We start from the raw sequence: 19365 nt of genomic DNA, 5'->3' as shown, positions 1-19365 counted from the left end.
ATTGTCGGATCAAGTATTCATGAAGACTGCTAAATGTTAACAAAACTCTAATTCTCAAAAGTGTTAATTTGTAATATAGTTATATCTATATTTTGTTCGGTGTTCATTCTGTCTGAGGAGATAATATGGAGCTTTCCAATAAAACAGCCCGGGAAATCTACGAAGAAGTCAGGGCTAATCCTGCACGTAAACGTTTCGGATTCGGCAAGAAAGCCATTCTGGTGAACATTGATTTGCAGAAAGCGTATACACGCACAGACTTATTCAAAACTGCTTACGAAACCGATCCTAACCAGCTGGAATATGTGAATACTCTGGCGCAAAAGTTCCGCAAACTGGGCTGGCCGGTTGTCTGGACTAACGTTGCTTACATGGAATCCGGTGAAGATGCCGGTATTTGGGGCACCCGCACAGATACGCCGGACAGCTTACAAAATATCAAGTTCGGCAGTGAGCGCTCGGAGCTGGACGACCGTTTGATCACCGACCCTGAAAAAGATGTGTTTTACTGCAAGAAAATGCCATCTCCGTTTTTTGAAACACAGTTGCAGAGTCTATGTGTGTGGCATCAGGTCGATACCGTAATTCTTACCGGCGGCTCTACGTCAGGTTGTATCCGTGCCGGTGCGGTAGACAGTCTTTCACGCGGATACCGTACCATCGTGCCGGAAGAGTGTGTGGCAGATAAGCACGAGAGTTTCCACTTTGCCAACCTTACCGATTTGTCACTGAAGTACGCCGATGTGCTGGCGGTTCAGGAAGTCTTTGACTGGCTGGATAATCAGGCGGAAGGCTAAGTTGATGAAGAACGATCCCGGATATTACGACTACTGGCCTTATCATGACCGGCCGAAAATTACCTGGCCCGACGGCGCTAAAGTGGCGTTCTGGGTTGCGCCGAATATCGAGTTCTATGAATTAGATCCGCCCGCGAACCCGTATCGCAAAGCCTGGCCCGGTCCGTATCCGTCTATCGGCGGGTATGGGATCCGTGACTATGGCAACCGGGTAGGTCACATGCGGCAAATGAAGCTGCTGGACAAATACGGGATCCGCGGCTCAATTTCTCTGTCGACTGCGCTGTGTGAACACCATCCGGAAATTATTGAATTATGCGCAGAGCGTGAGTGGGAGTTTTTCAGTCACGGTATTTACAACACCCGCTATACCTATGGCATGAGTGAAGAGCAGGAGCGTGAGATGATCACGGACTCTATCGAAACCATTTACCGGCACACTCAGCAAAAGTGTGCAGGGTATCTGGCACCGGCGCTTTCCCACAGTGAGCAGACGATTGATCTATTTGCAGAGGCCGGTTCGGCGCTGTTTGGTGACGACGCCGGTTTCTACACCTGCGATCTGTTCCATGACGATCAGCCAACGCCCATTAAAACCCGCTCAGGTAAACGTTTTGTGTCCATTCCTTATTCATTGGAGATGAACGACACCATCGCTTATGTGGTGAACAAAGTGGAGCCCCGCCAGTACGGCAAGATGCTGAAAGCCAATTTTGACCGTTTGTATCAGGAAGGCGCGGAAAGCGGCACCATCATGTGTATACCCACTCACAATTATCAGGTCAGTTGTCCCCACCGCCTGAAAGCGTTTGAAGAAGCACTGGAATACATCACCGGGCACAGCGATGTATGGGTGACGACCGGGCGCGAAATTGCGTCGCACTTTTTGAACAACCACTATGACACCGTTTCAAACGATATCGCTGCGAAGCGGGGAGGCTTGCGATGAGTCTTGATGCTGAACACCTCAATTACCCTCTGCGTCGCCACGGCATGGACCACGATTTTTATGACTGGTCGATGCTGGAGAACCGTCCCCGTATCTTCTGGCCGGACGGTAAAAAACTGGCGGTATGGGTGAATGTTAACGTGCAGTTCTTCCCGCTTAATGAACAGAAAAAACCGGTGCCGGTACCCGGCGGTATGAAAATGCCTTATCCGGATCTGCGTCACTACAGTTTGCGGGATTACGGAAACCGTGTCGGCATTTTCCGTTTATTCAAAGCGTTGGATTCGGCAGGTGTTAAACCGACGGTGGCAATTAATGGTGCCATGGTTGAGCGTGCACCATACCTGATGGATTTCATTGCCGGGCGTGGTGATGAAGTGATTGCTCATGGCTGGAAAATGGATGATTTGCATCATGGCGGGCTATCAGAGAGCGCCGAAAATGCATTGATATCAGAAACACTCAGCGTACTGCGCAACCGCTTTGAACAGCCGGTTACCGGCTGGCTAAGCCCCGGCCGTTTGCAGTCTGCCAGTACACCGACTTTGCTGGCGAAAAATGGTATCAGCTACATGTGCGACTGGGTGAACGATGATATGCCTTATGCATTTCGCACCAATGCCGGCGGGATCACTGCCATGCCTTTGTCCAGCGAACTGGATGACTTTTTCATCATGGGCAGCAATCTGCACAGCGAAGACAGTTACGAAACACAGTTAAAAGATGCCTGCGACTTACTGCTGAATGAAGCTGAAGAGCAGGGCGGCCGTTTACTGGCTATCAATCTGCATCCCTGGATGACCGGACAACCGCACCGTATTGGCTGTCTTGAAAAGGCGCTGCAATACATTGCAGATAAGCAAGGCGTATGGTTCGCAACGGCATCAGAGATCCAACATACATGGCAGTCTCAACAACCGTAATTGAGTACTACCGGTAAGTTTTACAGCGGGAAAAATATGGCGAAAACGCTTTTCGAAAAAATCTGGGACGATCATCTGGTCGCCTCTCTCCCGGATGGTACATTTCTGATTTATATCGACCGGGTGTTTCTGCATGAAAGAACTGGCTCCATCGCATTGCAAAGTCTGGCCGAAACCGGCAGACCGGTGCGCCATCCTCAGCAAGTGTTCTGCACCATGGATCACATTGTCGATACTTTCCCCGGCCGTGGTGATGACACGCTGATGCCATCGGGTAAGGATTTTATACAGGCCACCAGAAAAGAAGCCGCAGATGCGGGCATTACCTTGTTTGATATCGGCGATGACCGGCAAGGGATTGCTCACGTAATCAGCCCCGAAATGGGTATTGTTCAGCCGGGCATGACGCTGGTATGTCCGGACAGCCATACCTGTACGCAAGGTGCGATGGGGGCAGCAGCGTGGGGGATTGGGTCTTCGGAAGCTGAGCATGCCATGGCCACCCAGACTTTGCGTATCAGCAAACCCAAACTGATGCGGGTGAACTTTGACGGGGCAACCGGGGAAGGCGTGACTGCCAAAGACATGATCCTGCATCTGATTGGTCAGTATGGTGCCAATGGCGGCGCCGGTTATGCCATCGAATTTGCCGGCAGTGCCGTTGAAGCGCTGTCTGTAGAAGGTCGTTTAACCTTGTGTAACATGGCGGTAGAGTTTGCCGCCTTTACCGGGCTGGTGGCAGCCGACGATAAAACATTTACTTATCTGAAAGGCAGACCTTACGCCCCGGAAGGAGAAATGTGGGATGCGGCTCTGGCTTACTGGCAAACGCTGGTGACTGATGACAATGCGGTATTCGACAAAGAAATCACTATTCAGGCACCGGAGATTGAGCCTACGGTGACCTGGGGTACCAGTCCCCAGCATGCCTGCGGTATCTCTGAATTGATACCCGAAATGGACTGCTTTAGCAGTGACGATGCTAAAACCGCCGCTGCGCGGGCACTGGACTATCAGGGCTTATCCAGCGGAATGGCCGTAAAGGGCCTGAAAATTGATAATGCCTTTATCGGCTCCTGCACGAATGCGCGCATAGAAGATTTACGCAGTGCGGCAAGTATCCTGAAAGGAAGAAAAGTCGCGCAGGGCGTGAAGGCGATTTGTGTTCCCGGTTCGCAAAAAGTGAAAGCGGCCGCTGAATCTGAAGGGCTGGATAAAATTTTCATTGAAGCCGGATTCCAGTGGCGGGAAAGCGGCTGCTCTATGTGTTTCTTTGCCGGTGGTGAGCACTTTGGCGCCGGAGAACGGGTCATCTCAACCAGTAACCGGAACTTCGAATCCCGTCAGGGTCCGAAAACCCGTACCCATCTTGCCAGTCCTGCAACGGTTGCTGCCAGCGCCATTACAGGTGCTATTTGCGATCCGCGCCAGTTAAGAGATTTTAGCTAATGGAACCATTTGTTACCCACACGGGCGTTGCCGCTCCGCTACTTCAAATCAATATTGATACCGATGCCATTATTCCCAGCCGCGAAATGCGCAGGGTATCTAAAAAGGGTTTAGGTGAAGGCTTGTTTGCGGCCTGGCGATATCAGATGCCGGACTCCCGAGAGCCGAATCCGGACTTTGTATTGAATAAGCCGGAGTACGGTAATACATCAGTAATACTGGCCGGTAATAACTTCGGTTGCGGCTCGTCCAGAGAGCATGCCGTGTGGGCGCTTGCTGAATATGGCATCAGGGCAATTATTGCCCCCGGGTTCGGCGCTATCTTTTATCAGAATTGTATCCGCAATGGCATTCTTCCGGTTGTACTAAAACAGGAATGTGTTCAGGCACTGGCTGATGAAGTGAGTACTCACCCTCAGGATTCGAAGGTTTCGGTGGATCTTGAGAAGCAAGCTGTGATCAGCAGTGCGGGAAGACTTTATCATTTTGACATTGAACCCGGTCACAAAGAAATGTTACTTAAAGGCCTGGACAGCATTGGTGTTACCTTGCAGCACGTTTCAGACATCGCCGCCTATGAGTCAAAAGATAAACAGCGCAGAGCCTGGCTGTATACGGCAAGCTAAGCAGATTAAGCAATGGCAAAAAAGCCACTGGTTATCTCCACAACCCGCGGTGTGACGTTTAGTCAGCAGGCCGGACAAACCCTGCTGGATGCCAGCATCGCCTTGCAGTTTCCGGTTCCTCACAGTTGTCACTCAGCGAAGTGCAGGCAATGCATTGTGACAGTGGCTGAGGGCACTACACACAAATTCAGGGATGAGAATCTCACACCCGGCGAGCTGGCAAGTGGTTGTATACTTGCCTGCGCCCGCACGGCTACGTCTGATTTACTCATAGAGGCCGGAGAGCTTGTCCATAAGAACATCCCGCCGGTCGTGAATATTCCTGCTATGGTGTCTGTAATCAAACGGCTTTCTTCTGAGCTTATTCTCGTCACTTTACAGCTGCCCATGTCGGCCCGTTTTCATTATCTGGCAGGACAACATGTTGCTGTTACAAATAGTGACGGCATACGGCGGAATTACTCTATGTGTGATGCGTCTCCGCGAAACGGGCATATCCGTATTCTGATCCGTAAGCATGAAACCGGACTCATGAGCCGCTACTGGTTTGAATACGCCGCGCAAGGTGATCTGCTAACCCTTGAAGGTCCATCCGGTACATTCGGCGAAAACATCGCCCGCTATAACAGGCCGCTATTCATTGCAGAAAAAGAAGGGGGTGCCCCGCTTCTTGCGCTTATAGCGTCAGTCCGTACTAATCATTTACCGCTGTTCTGGTTTGGTGTCGATAAAGCCGACGGTCGCAGTATCGCAGGGGAACTTGATGTATTAGATGAAACTAATATGGAATGTATTTCGGATTGTAGCGAAGTAGCTTTGCAAGGACTCGAAAAGTCGCTGTTAAAAGAGGCTGGCGATTCTGTCGTTGATGCTGTGTATGTATGTGGCAGCGCAGGCTTTTTAAAGCAATTAAAGCCGCTGCTTAAGCGGGAGCCCTTAACAGGACTCCCTTTGTATAAAGAGGTCTTCATACCGTCAGGCCCAGGATAGCTGCAGGTATGGCCTGCTTCTATCAGACTGGCTTCATTTACATTCTGGTATGAGGTTATAAAAATATCATTTGCCTATTGGCATGAATTAAATTTACCAGAGAATCCGAGCATGGCGGCATTTCCTAAAAAGCGACTCCATTCACGAATAGGTACGTTCCGGCAACTTGAAATTCTAATTGCGGTGGAACGTTTTGGAGGTATCGCTGCGGCAGCGAAAAACCTGCATTTAACGCAACCGAATATTTCTATGCAGATGAAAAAACTGTCTGAAGGCGTCGGCATACCTATGTACGAAACTGTGGGAAAACGCCTGAAATTTACCTTTGCTGGAAAGATGGTACTTGAGTACGCCAAAGAGATTTTTGCCTGTACAGACAGACTGGAAGTGGCTTTAAACGAACTTGAGAATATCAAAAGCGGAGAATTGAGCATCGGCGTGGTTACTTCAGCGGAGTACTTTATCCCGCATTTGCTGGGCCCGTTTTGTCGCCGGTATCCGAACATCACTGTTGCCATTGAAATCGGTAATCGGGGGCGCATTCTCGACCGCCTTAATCGCAATCTTGATGATCTCTATATTTTTGGACAGCCGCCTGCATTGGAGAACATTGACAGTGTTCAACTCGGGGTTAATCATCTGGTTGTTATTGCGCCATCTTCCCATCCCCTGGCGTCCCGTCCGAGCCTGATCTGGGATGACATTGCAGCAGAGCAATTTATTTTGCGTGAAGAAGAAGCGGGCATCCGACAAATTATTGATACACAGCTAAATGAGCGTGGGCTGACTATAAACCGTCGTATGACAATCGCCAGCAACGAAGGTATCAAACACGCTGTACTGGCCCGAATGGGGCTGGCGATTGTGCCCGCGTTAAGCCTTGACGAGGGGCAAAGTAAGCAGCTGGTAAGGCTGCCTGTTCAGGGATTCCCATTGGTGGATCACTGGCACGTTGTGCACCGGACCGGAAAGGTGTTATCGCAGGTGGCAGAGCTCTGCAAGCAATACATTCTGAATGAAGGACTGGGCATGTACCGGGAGGCAACCCGTTATTGGGAAGCCAATAATCAGCCGAAATTGCCCACCCGTTAACCTGATCACTGCGGCATAAATGCGGCTTTGTAGTCCGTCAGAAAGTCTGCGGCAGAGCGGGGGGGCCGGCCAAGTAACTGCTCAATTGTACCGGTAATGTGAGTGACACAGTTATGTGCCAGTGCATCCAGTTCTTCACATACTGCGTTAACCCGCCATTCATCATCAATAACGTTACTTAATATTGCTCTGTAAGTCTCAAGTGGCATATCTTTGTATGTTATCTGCCTTTCCGTTGTGCGGGACAATAAGGCCGCGATAGTATTAAACGACAGCAGCTCCGGCCCTGTAAGATCATAACTTTTATTTTCGTGACCGCTTTCAGTCAGTACCTTGGCGGCGACTTCAGCCACATCTCTGGCATCAGTGACAGCCACAACGCCATTACGAAGAGGAAACGATAGTGTATCTGCCGTGGTGACGCCTCTGGCACAGGTCAACAGCATCTGAGCAAAGAAAGTTGGTCTTATCATCACCCAGTTCAAACCTGATGACTTGATGTATTTTTCAGACTCAACATGCAGTGCAGGAATTGGCTTGTCAGATGCTTCCAGTGATTCCATCGAAGATTGTTTCACCAGCAACTTGACGCCGCACTCGACAGCCATGTCGGTGATTCGCTTTTCCAATGACAATTGTGTTTCGCTGTTACCTAAGAGTAAATAGACTTTTGAAACCCCTTTAAAGGCTTTGGCTAGTGCAGCCTGATCGACGATCTCACCTTCGACGATTTCTACCTGCTCTCCAAAGAGATCCCGGGCTTTATCAGCCTGTCGAACCATTACTTTTACCGTCGCCTGCTTTTCCAGCAATGCCTGTACCACGGCCTTGCCGGTACGGCCAGTTGCGCCAAAGACCAGAATCATAATGTCACTCCTATCAATGTAATCGCCGATGCAGATGCAGCCGGTTGGATTCTTAAATATCATAAAGAGATAACATTATACTAAATTGCGCCATTTACCAACTTCTTCTCAATCTGACATTTGTCATATCGGGATAAAAAACCGGCCAATAGAATGAAATTATGGGCAAACACCACACATCGCCGGGGCGACAATGACATTAAAAATTGGGGTTACATTCTTATTTGTCATTCTGATGATCACGTCGGTCTGGTATGGAGTTGTTGCGGCAGAAGAGTGGCCCGGCGATGCCCAGCGAGAACTGGTAAAGTCTCGTCAAAAATCCTTTCCTGTGAACAGCTATGTTTATGATACAGACTGGTTTTCGCCTTTGGAAATTGTTGTCGGAAATAATAGCTGGCCGCTTCCTCGTGCATTAAAAGACAACGCGCAGCACCACGAAGCTATCGCGCTAGCCAAACAACACGACAGTTATGCATTGCTTGTCTGGCAGCATGGTGTTGTTACGCTGGAGTATTACGGCAGCGGTTTTTCGCGAAATACGCTGTTTGATACGGCGTCTATGCACAAATCTGTGGTGGCTTTGTTATTTGGTACCTTGCTGGATGACGGCCTGCTGGACTCACTTGATGATCCGGCAGAAAAGTATCTCCCTGAATTGCAGGGCACAAAAGTTGGACGCGCACCAATACGCTCCATGCTTGAAATGACCAGCGGCATCAAAACGCCTTTGTTTGATAATCCGGTGGATAATCCATACACCTATGCTTATTTCGGCAACGACTTGCATACTGCCTTCGCCCGTTGGCCGGTGCCGTCAGCGCCGTATGAGGAATTTCAATACGCCAATGCTAACACTCAGTATCTGGGGTGGATTATTGAGGCTGTCACTGGTAAGCGCTATGCACAGTATCTGTCTGAGAAAATATGGCAACCGGCAGGTGCGTCCACAGCAAAAGTCTGGTTGGACAAACCTGATGGCAGCGCACGTATGGCATGTTGTTTACAGGCAACCGCTGAAGACTGGTTACGCACCGGCATCATTCTGGCGCAGGGTGGCCGCATCAATGGCAAGCAACTGGTTTCTGCAAAGTGGACCACACAAATGATGGCGCCGGGCACTATATTTCCTAATTATGGCTGGCAGGTGTGGCGTGGTAGTCCGCACAATCCTGCCCGTATTTATGGCAAAGACATACCTGCGGTAATACCGGCCGCAGCGCCATTTGCCGCAGACGACACTATTTTTTTTGACGGTTCAGGAGGACAGAGAGTATACGTCAGTCCTTCACAATCCATGGTTATCGTGCGTATTGGTCGTCCGTCAAAAACCTGGGATGACAGCGCGTTACCCAACATTTTAATGAATACAAATAAAAACACTAATGGCTGAGTTATCTTGTTTTTACTTTTTGCTATTCCCGGCTTGCTACCGTCTGTTTTTTCTGAAATCACAATGGAATTCATACCATGTGGGAATAAGTAATACCATTTGGTTAAACAAAAGCTTATGCAAAATATAAAAATAATAGATTTTTCCCTGGTTTCGGGAACTGTTAAATTTTGAAAAGGCATAAAGCTAAAAAAATAAAATTTGGAGGAAAATTATGCGTCCACACGTAGAGATGATCGATGAGAAAGATCTCATCTGGCACCCGGCCGAGCTGGTTGGTGCAACCGGTATTGCACGTCAGCGTAACCTGTCTTACGATGAAGAAGACGGTTCAGTATCTGCCAAAATTCTGTTTGATACAGACTGGTCACGTCCGGCTGGTGTTCATGTAGCCCAGACCGAGTGGTACGTGTTAAGCGGTGAAGTGAAAATTGGTGACGAAGTGCTTATTGAAGGTGGTTACTGGTGTACCCCTCCAGGCGTAGTTTGTCCTGAACTTCACGTTAAACCTGGCACAGAAATTCTATATTTCCGTGAATACGGTACATGGGAATTTGAAGCGACTACTGAGCAGAAAGATTTTGTCCGTGAAGATCAGGAACTGGTTATTAAGCACAGTAACCTGATGGAATGGGTACCTGTTGAAATTGGCAGCCCTATGGATTTCGAAGCAGGTGGCACTCCGGTGCCGGGTCTGTTTATCAAACTGCTGTTTATCGATAAGAAAACACAGTTTTATACCCGTCTTATCAAAGCAAAACCGGGTTGGGTAGAGCATCCTCTTGCGCATCATCCATGCTTTGAAGAAGCCTACACGCTGGAAGGTACATTTGAATTTAACTTTGGTGAACAGTGGCCGGGTGTCTATTTCTTCCGTCCTGCGCTGGTGCGTCACGGCGATTTCGCAGCAGGCCCGAACGGGACTACCTGGTTGCTGCGTTGCGATGGCCGTCTGGTTGACTGGTATACGGACAACGCGAAGATGGAAATGCACGGCGACCCGGTAAACTGGGGCCCTGACTTCCCTGGTACCCAAGATCCGGTACCACTACAACCTGTTCGCTCGCGCTCTGTAGGGCCGATGAAAGACCCTTACTACACATAAGTCGTAGCTCGTGTTAGTCATAAAAAACCACGCCTAGACGGCGTGGTTTTTTTATCTGTGTTTTTTATTTAAAACTCAGACAGCAAACGGCCAAAGCCGGAAATTTTATCTTCAATACCGTTGGCACGCAGAGCATGCCAGTATGTGGCAGTGTTAATGGCGATAACCGGCTTGTTCAGCTCCATCTCAAGACGTTCAGCTTGGCGGGCCATACACAGGTTCGTACCCACCTGTACGATGGCGTCAACGTCATCTCCGTTCAGCGCGTTAACAGTTTCGCGAACCGTTGATGGTGTAACTCGGGCAATATCGTGCCAGCTTGGGCACTGCAGAGGCTTATCGCGAACTATTTCATAGCCGTGGTCGCTGAGGTAGTTTGACACTTCCGCATTGGCCACCGGATAGTATGGTGAAAGAAACGCAATTTTCCTGATATTGCCGTGGGCTTGTAATGCCGCAGCAACGGCTTCAGAACCCAGTGATATCTTAAGGCCGGACTTAGATTGAATATTATCTTTCCATTTATGCGCGCCTTCTGCACCACCGTAAAAGGTAACCGCAGACATACCCATCACCAGATAGTCCGGGTTCATGGTCAGCACGCCTTCCACCGCTTCGTAGGTTTTACGGTCGATTTCCAGAGTTCCCTGCATAAAGGTCTCATTAGAAATGGCACTGGCATTTTTGATTATAATGCGGCTGTAATGATTAGTGACGCCTGTAGGTCGCATTTCTGAAAATTCAGGTTCTACAATTGTGTTCGTTGAAGGGCCTAATACGCCAAAACGTGCGCGGTAACCCAATATATCTCTTTCCATGTCGGCTCCTATAACTGTACAACGCGAATGCCGCAGTCGGCTCCGTTGAATAGACTCTCTAGTGCATCCGGGGCAGACAGTAAGCCGTCATAAACCACTTCCGTGGATTTCATCTGTCCGCTGTGATACCAGTCGATCAGCTCCTGTTCTGCGCCAGGGAATGACTCGTGGTAATCCCATACAAAAAAGCCTTCCATGCGTGCGCGCTTGTAAATCACGTTGTAGTAGTAGCGCGGACCGGGTAACGGGGGATCGGTATATTCAGTGGCAATCTGTCCGCAGATAACTGCGCGGCCGCGCAGAGCAATGTTTTTCATTGCCGCATCCAGCGTATCACCGCCCACATTATCGAAATACACGTCGATACCGTTGGGGCATAAGGTTTCAAAACGCTCATATAAATCTTCAGATTTATAATCAATGGTCTGGTCGACACCCACTACGTCTTTCAGCCACTGACATTTTTCCGGGCCCCCGGCTATGCCAATGACATTACAGCCCTTAATTTTGGCGATTTGCGCCACAATCGAGCCTACGCCACCGGCAGCAGCGGAGACGACGACGGTATCACCGGCAACAGGCTTACCGATATCGAGGAAGCCGAAGTAAGCTGAAAACCCGGAAGAGCCCAGAATGCCAAGATGCAGATATAAAGGAGTTTGTGGACAAGTAACCTTTTGCAGAGTTTTCACCAGCAGGCCTTCAGTGTCGCCACTTTGAACAGAGTAGTCCTGCCAGCCAGTTGAGCAGGCGACCACCTCACCTTCTTTAAAATCTTCATGTCTGGACGCGATAACCGTACCTACGCCACGGCCTCGCATTACATCACCAATATCAATTGGCTCATGGAAACGGCTGTCCTCACCCATGAGATAAGCACGTTGGGCAGGGGAAAAACCAAGGGCATCTGTTTTTACCAGAAACTCACCGTCTTTCAATTCGGGGATCTCAGACTCCGTCACTTCAAATAGATCCATACTGACGGCTTCGCCTTGTTTTATATGTTTTTTCAGGCGTATTTGCCGGTTAATTGTCATGCCAGATACCTCTCTAGTTCGTTTGCTTCGGGTCTTATTTTTTTGTAAATGCCGCAAATCCTGCCTGCATTTCTTCTAACACGGGAGCGATGCAGGAGGATTCCTGACACGCTTGCCACCATTCGTGTAATTCATCATGAAACGCAAGTGGAGATGGGCGGTTAAATTTGTGCGCCAGGGTTTCGATATACCAGGCATTTGTCGCCATTGCGAAGTCGCCAGTGTGCCAGGGCGTAGTATTTACACCACGACTGATACGCCAGCTCTGCCAACGCGAAAGTAAAAGCTCTAGCGGCTCCCAGAGGATTGCGCTGTCCTCGATAGATATGGGCTTGCCGGCTTGTTTGAAAAGCGCAAACAACGCCGGAGCGATATGCGTATTTGCCATGCTGACTGTTGTTCTTACGTTAGCTTTATCTAACGGTGAACTAGGCAAACAAGGCGTACCGTCAAATTGGTCTTCAATAAATTCGGCAATTGCTGCCGATTCTGAAATGGTATGGCCGTTATCAAGCACCAATACCGGAATTTTGGCTAAAGGGTTAAGGCGGGAAAATGCATCGCCCGCGGGGCTGCTTTCCGGTTTCCGGATATCAACATCCAAATCTTTTGCCAGAATTTGCATGCGTAAGCGCGCTGCATAGGGCGAGTGTGGCAGACTGATTAAGTACATGACTTACGCTCCGTAAACTTCCAAATGTATTATAAATATAACAATATATATTAAGGGTGTTAAATTCAAATCTATTGTTACTTTTTTGTCATGTATGCACTGTATTACTTATCAATTGATCGCGAATTGATAATTGTTAAGGCAGCCGGATTCCCCTGTCTCATAAACTTAATGCATATATTTATTGTTCTTGGTTTAGGGGAAATTATGTACGAACTAAGTATATTGCGGTGGATCCATATCGTAGCCATGGTTTATTGGCTGGGTGGTGAATGGGGCGTATTTCAGACTGCTTACAACATTGTAAACCGTAAGCTTTCAATGGAAGAAAGACGTCGTCATTTAGAAACCGCATACCGGATCGATATTCTTGCCCGCACCGGTATAATTTTACTGTTGCCACTGGGCTTACACATGGGTCATATCTGGGGTGTGCAACCCTATGGCGGGACCGCACTTGTGGTAATGTGGATGGCGGTAGCAGTTTGGCTGGGGTTGTGTTGGGCGGCATTCATTTTCCGTGAAACTGACAAGGGTATCCGGCTAACCAAAATGGACGAGAGCGTGCGCTTTGTGCTCATTCCGGTAATGATGATTTGTGCAATCGGTACCTTCCTGGGTTACGGCCCGTTTGCTACCGGTGAAGGACAAATGTGGTATCCCACAAAAATCTTTTTATTTGCCTGGCTGCTGGTTATTGGGTTGAAACTGCGTTTTATCATGCGTGAGTGGACTGTGATTTTCAGGCAACTGGCACAAAAAGAAGATGAGGTACTGGAAGCCCGTCTGGAGCAACAAATCAGAATGTCTCGTTACCTCGCATACTTGTATTGGGTTGGTATACTCACTGTTGCTTTCTTAGGGGCGACAAAACCATTCTAAGTGCATAAGCAGCGTAATTGCGCTGCTTTTTCTTTGCACCCGATTAAGCACTACAACGGAGAATTAATTTATGAGTACAACTATATCGGCCTCTGTCATTGCAACTATAGCTGATATCACCGGTTCGCAGTATGTATTAACTGATCCTGATTCCTGCTCGTTTTTTGCTCAGGATGTATATACAAAGTCTATTCCTGCCGGAGCGGTGGTACAACCTGGTAGTCTTGAAGAGCTCAGTAGTGTTATCGAAACCTTAGTCGCTCACGACATTGTTGTTATTCCCCGGGGGGCGGCATGTCTTATACCTCAGGTTATGTTCCCGTTACTGAAGGCGCTGTCATTATCGATGGCAGCCGAATGGACAAGGTACTTGAAATCAATGAGCAGGATATGTATGTGACGGTTGAAGCTGGATGTACGTGGAAGACGTTGCACGAAGCGCTTGAGGCCCGCAATCTCAGAACCCCATTTTGGGGAACTTTGTCAGGGATCCACGCTACGGCCGGTGGCGGTGCGTCACAAAATGGCATGTTCTGGGGCTCAGGTCAATTTGGTCCTATCGGTGACTCTATTATCAGTATGCAGGTTGTGATTGCTGATGGCACTATCATATCAACCGGCGCGGACGCGCAAAAAAATGGCTCTCCATTTTTCCGCCATTTCGGTCCGGACCTAACCGGTATTTTTATCGGTGACAATGGGGCGTTGGGAATGAAGGGGACGGTAACCTTGCGCCTTATGCCGTTGATAAAAGAAAAAGACTATGTGTCTATGGAATTTAGTTCTGGTAGCGACGCATTGGAAGCGATGAGTGAGATTTCCCGTCAGGGACTTGCTATGGAGTGTTTTGGTTTTGACCCATCCCTACAAGAACAACGCAAGAAGCGGGAAAGTCTGTTAACCGACGCAAAAGCGTTGGCGGGTTTTATGAAGTCGGCTGGTTCTTTTAAAAAGGCACTTGTTGGCGGTGCAAAAATTGCGCTGGCCGGAAGGAGCTATATGGACGATCTGGGCTTTACTATTCAGGTCATCATTGAAGAAAGTAGTGAGCAGTCTGCCAATTTGAAAGCCGATAAAGTCCGGCAGATTATAAAAAAGTTCAATGGTCGTGAAATTGAAAGCACAATTCCAAAAGTCTTGAGAGCAAACCCTTTTGGGCCGCTCAATAATTCTGTTGGACCCAGTGGCGAGCGTTGGGTGCCTGTTCATGGTTTATTTCCACATTCTAAGATTGTTGATGCCTGGAAAGCGTCTGAAGCAGTTTTTGAACGTCACCGCGAAAAATTGACTGAGTATAAGGTGATTACAGGCTATTTGTTTGCAACTATTGCGACCAACGCTTTTGTGCTTGAACCGGTATTTTTTTGGCAGGACGAATTAAAAGAGTTACATGAGAAAACTGTTGTACCATCGCATTTCGCTAAGTTGACAAAATATCCTGAGAATCTCGAAATTCGAGCTTATGTTGATAAGGTAAAAAGTGAGTTAGTAGATTTGTACAGTGATTTGGGTAGCTCACATTTTCAACTCGGAAAGTCCTATCACTATGCGACAGGTATGAAACCCGAGTCTTTTGGACTTATTCAGGCGATCAAGTCTTATCTGGATCCGAAAAACCTGCTAAATCCTGGCGCTCTTGGTTTTGAGTCTGGAAAGTTGTAAAGGAATCAGAAAACAAAATGAAATGTAATTTGTTGGATAATACCAGTATCCCTTTCGTTGGGCTGGGGGTTTGGCAGGCGACTAATTCAGAGGTGGAAAGTGCGGTTCATTGTGCCTTCGAACACGGCTATCGACTGATCGATACAGCGAGCGTCTATGAAAACGAAACAGGGGTCGGCAACGCACTGAAAAATAGTGGTCTTTATCGAGATGACTACGTTGTTACGACCAAGTTGTGGAATACCGATCAACATCAGGTTCAACAAGCGATAGAGCGGAGTTTAACTAAGTTACAGTTAGACTATGTTGACTTGTACCTTATTCACTGGCCAGCACCCTCGCAAGGGCAGTATGTTGATGCGTGGAAAGGCCTGCTAGCGGCAAAAGAGCAAGGGCTGGTGAAGTCCGTTGGCGTGAGTAATTTTCAGCCTGAGCATATCATGGAGTTGGAGCAGGAAACCGGAATTAAGCCGGTGTTAAATCAAATTGAACTGCATCCGCTGCTTTGTCAGGAGACATTGGTAGAATGGTGTTTGAACCGGCAGATCGCAGTGCAAGCATGGAGCCCTCTGGCTCAAGGAGGAGCGGATGTATTTTCGACAGAAGTTATCAACTCCCTTGCCAAAGCTTATAATAAAACGCCCGCGCAAATAGTACTTCGTTGGCACATCCAGCGGGGTGTCTGCGTGATCCCCAAATCTGTAACTCCAGCCCGCATTAAAGAGAATATTAATATCTTCGATTTCTCTTTAAGTCAGCAGGATATGGCGCTCATTACAAGGTTGAATGAGAATAGGCGATTGGGACCGAATCCTGACACTTTTGTGAATGTATAAAGTGAGCTTGGCAATGTCCTAGGGCCTGTTGACCTTTGGTGTACGAATTTTGGTCTAAATGGAAGCCTTTTAATCGCGAAACAGTCCTGCAAGCCTAGCGGGCTAAGTTAAAGGACTGTGACAAAGAGTAAAAGGCTTCCATAACGACCCCTTCGGGCAGCGCCTTTGTGCCATCTATACTGCGTTGAATGTTCTCGATTTAGAACCACTAAACCGTCAAACATTCGCCTTGTCTAGATGGCACACAGACCGCTGCAAAAATGCACAACAAAGGTCAACAGGCCCTAGGAGGGTTGGTAACTTTCCTGCCATACCTCTTCAATTAGTTTTCTCGCCCATCGCTGAGCGGGATCATTATCGCTTCGGCCGTGCCAAATAAGTAGTCCTTCGTGGGGCTCATGCCAGCTAATTGGCGCATTAACAACGTGAAAGTCAGGATGGTTTATATAGGGCAATGCGATGCTTTTTGCCAAAGTACACACCAAATCGCTCTGCGGAACTACCTGTGTCACTGCTGAAGGGTGGGGAGCAACCAGGCCTATGCGTCTTTTCAAACCTTGGGCTGCCAAGAAGTCATCTATCCAGGTTTTCTCTATAGGACCTGTGGCCAGAATCAAATGTGGTGTTGTGACATATTGTTGGAGTGTAAGTGACGTTTTGGCAAAGGCGTGATTTGCAGACATCACACATACGAGATCGTCTTCGAATAGCCTGCGTTTACGAATACGATTTGGCAGGTCAAAAGAAGCTGAGGACTGAATTACACAAAGCATGTCTACGTGTTTTTTATCGAGTGCATCAAGGAAGTGGCTAGGCAAGATAGGATGAACTCGAAGGTTAATGCCCGGAGCTTGCGCTTCTAATTTTCGAAATAAGGGGGCAAGAAAAAGCAGTTGATCCATCTGTGAAACACCAATTGTCACCGTGCTACTGGCACTTTTCGGGTCGAATTCTTTCTCGTTGACCAACACGGTTGAAAGTGATTCGAGGCTCAATTGAAGTGAAGGTGCAACTCGATGGGCGTAATCAGAGGGGACGACACCTTTTGGAACTTTAATAAACAAAGGATCGTCCACAATTTGCCTAAGTCTATTTAGTGCGTGACTAACTGCAGATTGGCTTAAGTGTAAGGTATGTGCGGCTTGCGTAATACTGCCCGTACGGTAGATGGCGTCAAAAATAATTAACAAATTAAGGTCAAATTTTCCGTTATGAATATTATTCATTATTAGTATGCTCATTATGAGTTAGACAAATTAACCATCGCATTAAATAATCAAAATGTATAGAGAATAGCTACGAGGATGCTGAAATGGACAAAAACAATAAAGCGCGTCGACACTTTTTAAGTACTACCGCAATGGGAGCGATGTCTGCCATGGTGATGCCCGCATTCAGCGCTCATGCTGATCCGGTTAACGAGATAACCGCGAACGACAAATGGCCAAATCGCTTTTTTAACTTGTTTACCAATGAAGACGGCTTAGCCGACATGCGGGAAGTGCAGATTAGCTCTGCGTCCAAACGGGTATCACATTACTTGATTCGTCATGAGGCAGCTCGTGTGACCATTGGCGGCATGGAGCCCAATTTACTTATGGACTGGCATGTAGCTAATCAACCCAATTTAATTATTCCCATGTTCGGTACACTGGTAGTTGTACTTCGCGACGGACGTCGATTTGAGCTTGTTCAGGGGGATATTTTATTTGCTGAAGACTGCACTGGAAGTGGCCATCAATCCGGTGCCGGCCCAGAGGGGCAGTTCGGCATTTCGGTGCAACTGGATAAATCTTTCTGCCCCGTCGCGGGTGAGTCTTATTTATCTTCGCTGTTGCGAGACAATTGATATGGAAGCTGCGAAGGAAATTGCCGCAACGAACGTCAAAAAGATCACCAGTGACCATATTAGCTTGTCATGGAGAGTTAAGCTGGGGTGGGGGTTAGGCTCTCTGCCCTTAACCGTGCTCAATATGGCTATTAGTGTACTTTTGCTTAGGTTTATGACTGACTCTCTGGGAGTCGCAGCTTCTTTAGCTGCATTGATTTTCGCAGTGGCTAAGGTGTGGGATGCTTTTAGTGACCCACTTATGGGCATTCTCTCTGATCGCATACACACCCCTTGGGGACAGCGTCTACCATGGCTATTCAGTGGAGGTATATTCAGTGCGCTCGCCGTTGTGTATTTATTTGCAGCCCCTTCCCTGAGTATGACTGCTCTGTTGGTTTACTTACTGGCAGGAAAGCTGTTGTACGCCACAACGTACACCATGTATATGGTCCCCTATATGACCATGCCCGCTAATTTGACGGCAAATTACAACGAAAGAACCGAGTTAATGTCTTATCGGGTGATATTTTCATCAATTGGGACCATGATTGGTTTGTCATTGGCTCCGGCTCTATTAGCCTACTGGGGGGCTGATAAAGTGGGCCATACCAAAATAGCGCTGTTTCTCGCCCTTGTGGCTATCGTAACCGTTTTGGTATCCGTGTGGTGCTTGCGTGCTGCGCCGGAACGCAAATTGACACGTCAAACAAGCTATCCTCCATTATTTTCGCAGCTTAAATCGGCACTGGAAAACAAACCCTTTATGTGGCTGATGAGTGCGAAACTCAGTTACTTCTTTGTGTTAACACTTACCCTTTCAACTTTCGCATTCTTTACTAAGCATGTTCTGCACGTGTCAGATTCCATGATAGGTTTTTACATGGGCATTCAATCTGTGGTGCTAATTTGCTCTCAACCTCTTTGGTTGTTTGTGGCGAAGCGCTGGGGTAAAAAACACGGCTTCATGCTGGCTTGTTTTCTATTTGGGTTAACTCATCTCAGTTGGTTGTTTGCAGGCCCTGGTGAACCCGCTTGGTCAATCGCCGCTCGCGCAGTATTAATTGGCATTGCGGGTGGAGGTACATTTTTACTCAGTCAAGCGATGCTGCCAGACACGCTAGAATATGATGCATTAAAACATCGCATTGACAGAGCCGGTATGTTCACCGGGATGTACATATTAACTGAAAAGCTGTCAGGTGCGTTGGGTGTGGCATTTGTGGGTATGATTCTCGGTTTAATGGGGTACTTAGAATCAACTGACGGAGTTGTAGTTGAACAACCGGATTCAGCAAAAATGGCGCTTTATTTCTGTATAGCAATCCTACCTGCAATTTTGCAGTTGTTAAGTATTTTCTTTATATCCCGCTATCGCTTGACGGCTGAAGACCTCAGTGCTTTGCGGGAAAATTCAACGAATCAAAATTAGGAGTAAA

General features: G+C 47.9%; 20 protein-coding genes. 15 read left to right on the top strand and 5 right to left on the bottom strand.

The window, feature by feature from the left end:
* Nucleotides 1-125 precede the first annotated feature (125 nt).
* The 7 genes from ACXACM_RS19975 (at nt 126) to ACXACM_RS19945 (ending at nt 6826) form a co-directional block, all read left to right on the top strand.
* Nucleotides 126-797 (top strand): isochorismatase family protein, encoded by a 672-nt coding sequence (locus tag ACXACM_RS19975; RefSeq protein ID WP_349582390.1) that lies wholly within the window; start codon nt 126-128, stop codon nt 795-797.
* Nucleotides 798-801: 4 nt separating this feature from the next.
* Nucleotides 802-1746, top strand: coding sequence for a polysaccharide deacetylase family protein (locus ACXACM_RS19970; protein ID WP_474824058.1), 945 nt, complete (start codon nt 802-804; stop codon nt 1744-1746).
* The gene (locus tag ACXACM_RS19965; protein ID WP_474824056.1) at nt 1743-2669 is read left to right on the top strand and encodes a polysaccharide deacetylase family protein; all 927 of its coding nucleotides are present in this window, start codon (nt 1743-1745) and stop codon (nt 2667-2669) included. The genes ACXACM_RS19970 and ACXACM_RS19965 overlap by 4 nt, the downstream gene beginning before the upstream one ends.
* 36 nt (nt 2670-2705) lie before the next feature.
* The gene (gene leuC, locus ACXACM_RS19960; RefSeq protein WP_474824054.1) at nt 2706-4118 is read left to right on the top strand and encodes a 3-isopropylmalate dehydratase large subunit; all 1413 of its coding nucleotides are present in this window, start codon (nt 2706-2708) and stop codon (nt 4116-4118) included.
* Nucleotides 4118-4744, top strand: coding sequence for a 3-isopropylmalate dehydratase small subunit (gene leuD, locus ACXACM_RS19955; RefSeq protein WP_474824053.1), 627 nt, complete (start codon nt 4118-4120; stop codon nt 4742-4744). Before leuC ends, leuD begins: the two co-directional genes overlap by 1 nt.
* A 12-nt stretch (nt 4745-4756) precedes the next feature.
* Nucleotides 4757-5734 (top strand): FAD-binding oxidoreductase, encoded by a 978-nt coding sequence (locus ACXACM_RS19950; protein WP_474824051.1) that lies wholly within the window; start codon nt 4757-4759, stop codon nt 5732-5734.
* A gap of 111 nt (nt 5735-5845) precedes the next feature.
* Complete coding sequence (locus ACXACM_RS19945) at nt 5846-6826, top strand: LysR family transcriptional regulator (protein WP_474824049.1); 981 nt, start codon at nt 5846-5848, stop codon at nt 6824-6826.
* 5 nt (nt 6827-6831) lie between these two features.
* Here the strand turns inward: ACXACM_RS19945 and ACXACM_RS19940 are convergent, their stop codons facing one another.
* Complete coding sequence (locus ACXACM_RS19940; protein ID WP_474824047.1) at nt 6832-7692, bottom strand: NmrA family NAD(P)-binding protein; 861 nt, start codon at nt 7690-7692, stop codon at nt 6832-6834.
* 193 nt (nt 7693-7885) lie between these two features.
* Here ACXACM_RS19940 and ACXACM_RS19935 point away from each other — a divergent pair, with 193 nt between their 5' ends.
* Together ACXACM_RS19935 and ACXACM_RS19930 are read left to right on the top strand one after the other, a co-directional pair.
* Nucleotides 7886-9085 (top strand): serine hydrolase domain-containing protein, encoded by a 1200-nt coding sequence (locus ACXACM_RS19935; RefSeq protein ID WP_474824045.1) that lies wholly within the window; start codon nt 7886-7888, stop codon nt 9083-9085.
* A gap of 214 nt (nt 9086-9299) precedes the next feature.
* On the top strand, nt 9300-10190 hold the full coding sequence (locus ACXACM_RS19930) for a DUF4437 domain-containing protein (RefSeq protein WP_474824043.1): 891 nt from the start codon (nt 9300-9302) through the stop codon (nt 10188-10190).
* A gap of 68 nt (nt 10191-10258) precedes the next feature.
* Here the strand turns inward: ACXACM_RS19930 and ACXACM_RS19925 are convergent, their stop codons facing one another.
* From ACXACM_RS19925 to ACXACM_RS19915, 3 genes are read right to left on the bottom strand one after another with little or no spacing between them, the layout of a single operon-like run.
* Nucleotides 10259-11008 carry a maleate cis-trans isomerase family protein gene (locus tag ACXACM_RS19925; protein ID WP_474824041.1) on the bottom strand — a complete coding sequence of 250 codons (750 nt, stop codon included), beginning with the start codon at nt 11006-11008 and terminating at the stop codon, nt 10259-10261.
* Between the two features lie 8 nt (nt 11009-11016).
* Nucleotides 11017-12045, bottom strand: coding sequence for an NADP-dependent oxidoreductase (locus tag ACXACM_RS19920; RefSeq protein ID WP_474824039.1), 1029 nt, complete (start codon nt 12043-12045; stop codon nt 11017-11019).
* Nucleotides 12046-12079: 34 nt separating this feature from the next.
* Nucleotides 12080-12718 (bottom strand): glutathione S-transferase family protein, encoded by a 639-nt coding sequence (locus tag ACXACM_RS19915; RefSeq protein ID WP_474824037.1) that lies wholly within the window; start codon nt 12716-12718, stop codon nt 12080-12082.
* 207 nt (nt 12719-12925) lie between these two features.
* On the opposite strand from ACXACM_RS19915, the gene ACXACM_RS19910 reads away from it, so the two are divergent.
* The 4 genes from ACXACM_RS19910 (at nt 12926) to ACXACM_RS19895 (ending at nt 16098) form a co-directional block, all read left to right on the top strand.
* A complete protein-coding gene (locus tag ACXACM_RS19910; RefSeq protein ID WP_474824035.1) occupies nt 12926-13600 on the top strand; it encodes a hypothetical protein in 675 nt (224 codons plus the stop codon).
* A gap of 70 nt (nt 13601-13670) precedes the next feature.
* Nucleotides 13671-14000 carry a hypothetical protein gene (locus tag ACXACM_RS19905; RefSeq protein ID WP_474824033.1) on the top strand — a complete coding sequence of 110 codons (330 nt, stop codon included), beginning with the start codon at nt 13671-13673 and terminating at the stop codon, nt 13998-14000.
* Nucleotides 13895-15262 carry an FAD-binding oxidoreductase gene (locus ACXACM_RS19900; RefSeq protein ID WP_474824032.1) on the top strand — a complete coding sequence of 456 codons (1368 nt, stop codon included), beginning with the start codon at nt 13895-13897 and terminating at the stop codon, nt 15260-15262. Before ACXACM_RS19905 ends, ACXACM_RS19900 begins: the two co-directional genes overlap by 106 nt.
* Before the next feature lie 17 nt (nt 15263-15279).
* Entirely contained in the window at nt 15280-16098 is an 819-nt protein-coding gene (locus ACXACM_RS19895) for an aldo/keto reductase (protein WP_474824030.1), read from the top strand.
* Between the two features lie 284 nt (nt 16099-16382).
* Here the strand turns inward: ACXACM_RS19895 and ACXACM_RS19890 are convergent, their stop codons facing one another.
* The gene (locus tag ACXACM_RS19890) at nt 16383-17324 is read right to left on the bottom strand and encodes a LysR family transcriptional regulator (RefSeq protein WP_474824028.1); all 942 of its coding nucleotides are present in this window, start codon (nt 17322-17324) and stop codon (nt 16383-16385) included.
* Nucleotides 17325-17410: 86 nt separating this feature from the next.
* On the opposite strand from ACXACM_RS19890, the gene ACXACM_RS19885 reads away from it, so the two are divergent.
* Both ACXACM_RS19885 and ACXACM_RS19880 read left to right on the top strand, forming a co-directional pair.
* A complete protein-coding gene (locus tag ACXACM_RS19885) occupies nt 17411-17947 on the top strand; it encodes a cupin domain-containing protein (protein WP_474824026.1) in 537 nt (178 codons plus the stop codon).
* A gap of 1 nt (nt 17948) precedes the next feature.
* Complete coding sequence (locus ACXACM_RS19880; RefSeq protein WP_474824024.1) at nt 17949-19358, top strand: MFS transporter; 1410 nt, start codon at nt 17949-17951, stop codon at nt 19356-19358.
* The last annotated feature ends 7 nt before the right edge of the window (nt 19359-19365 follow it).

It is taken from the genome of Alteromonas sp. AWQ4_252 (assembly GCF_056158205.1).
Note: the sequence above shows the minus strand (reverse complement) of the source record. Positions and strands in the feature narration are given on the sequence as shown.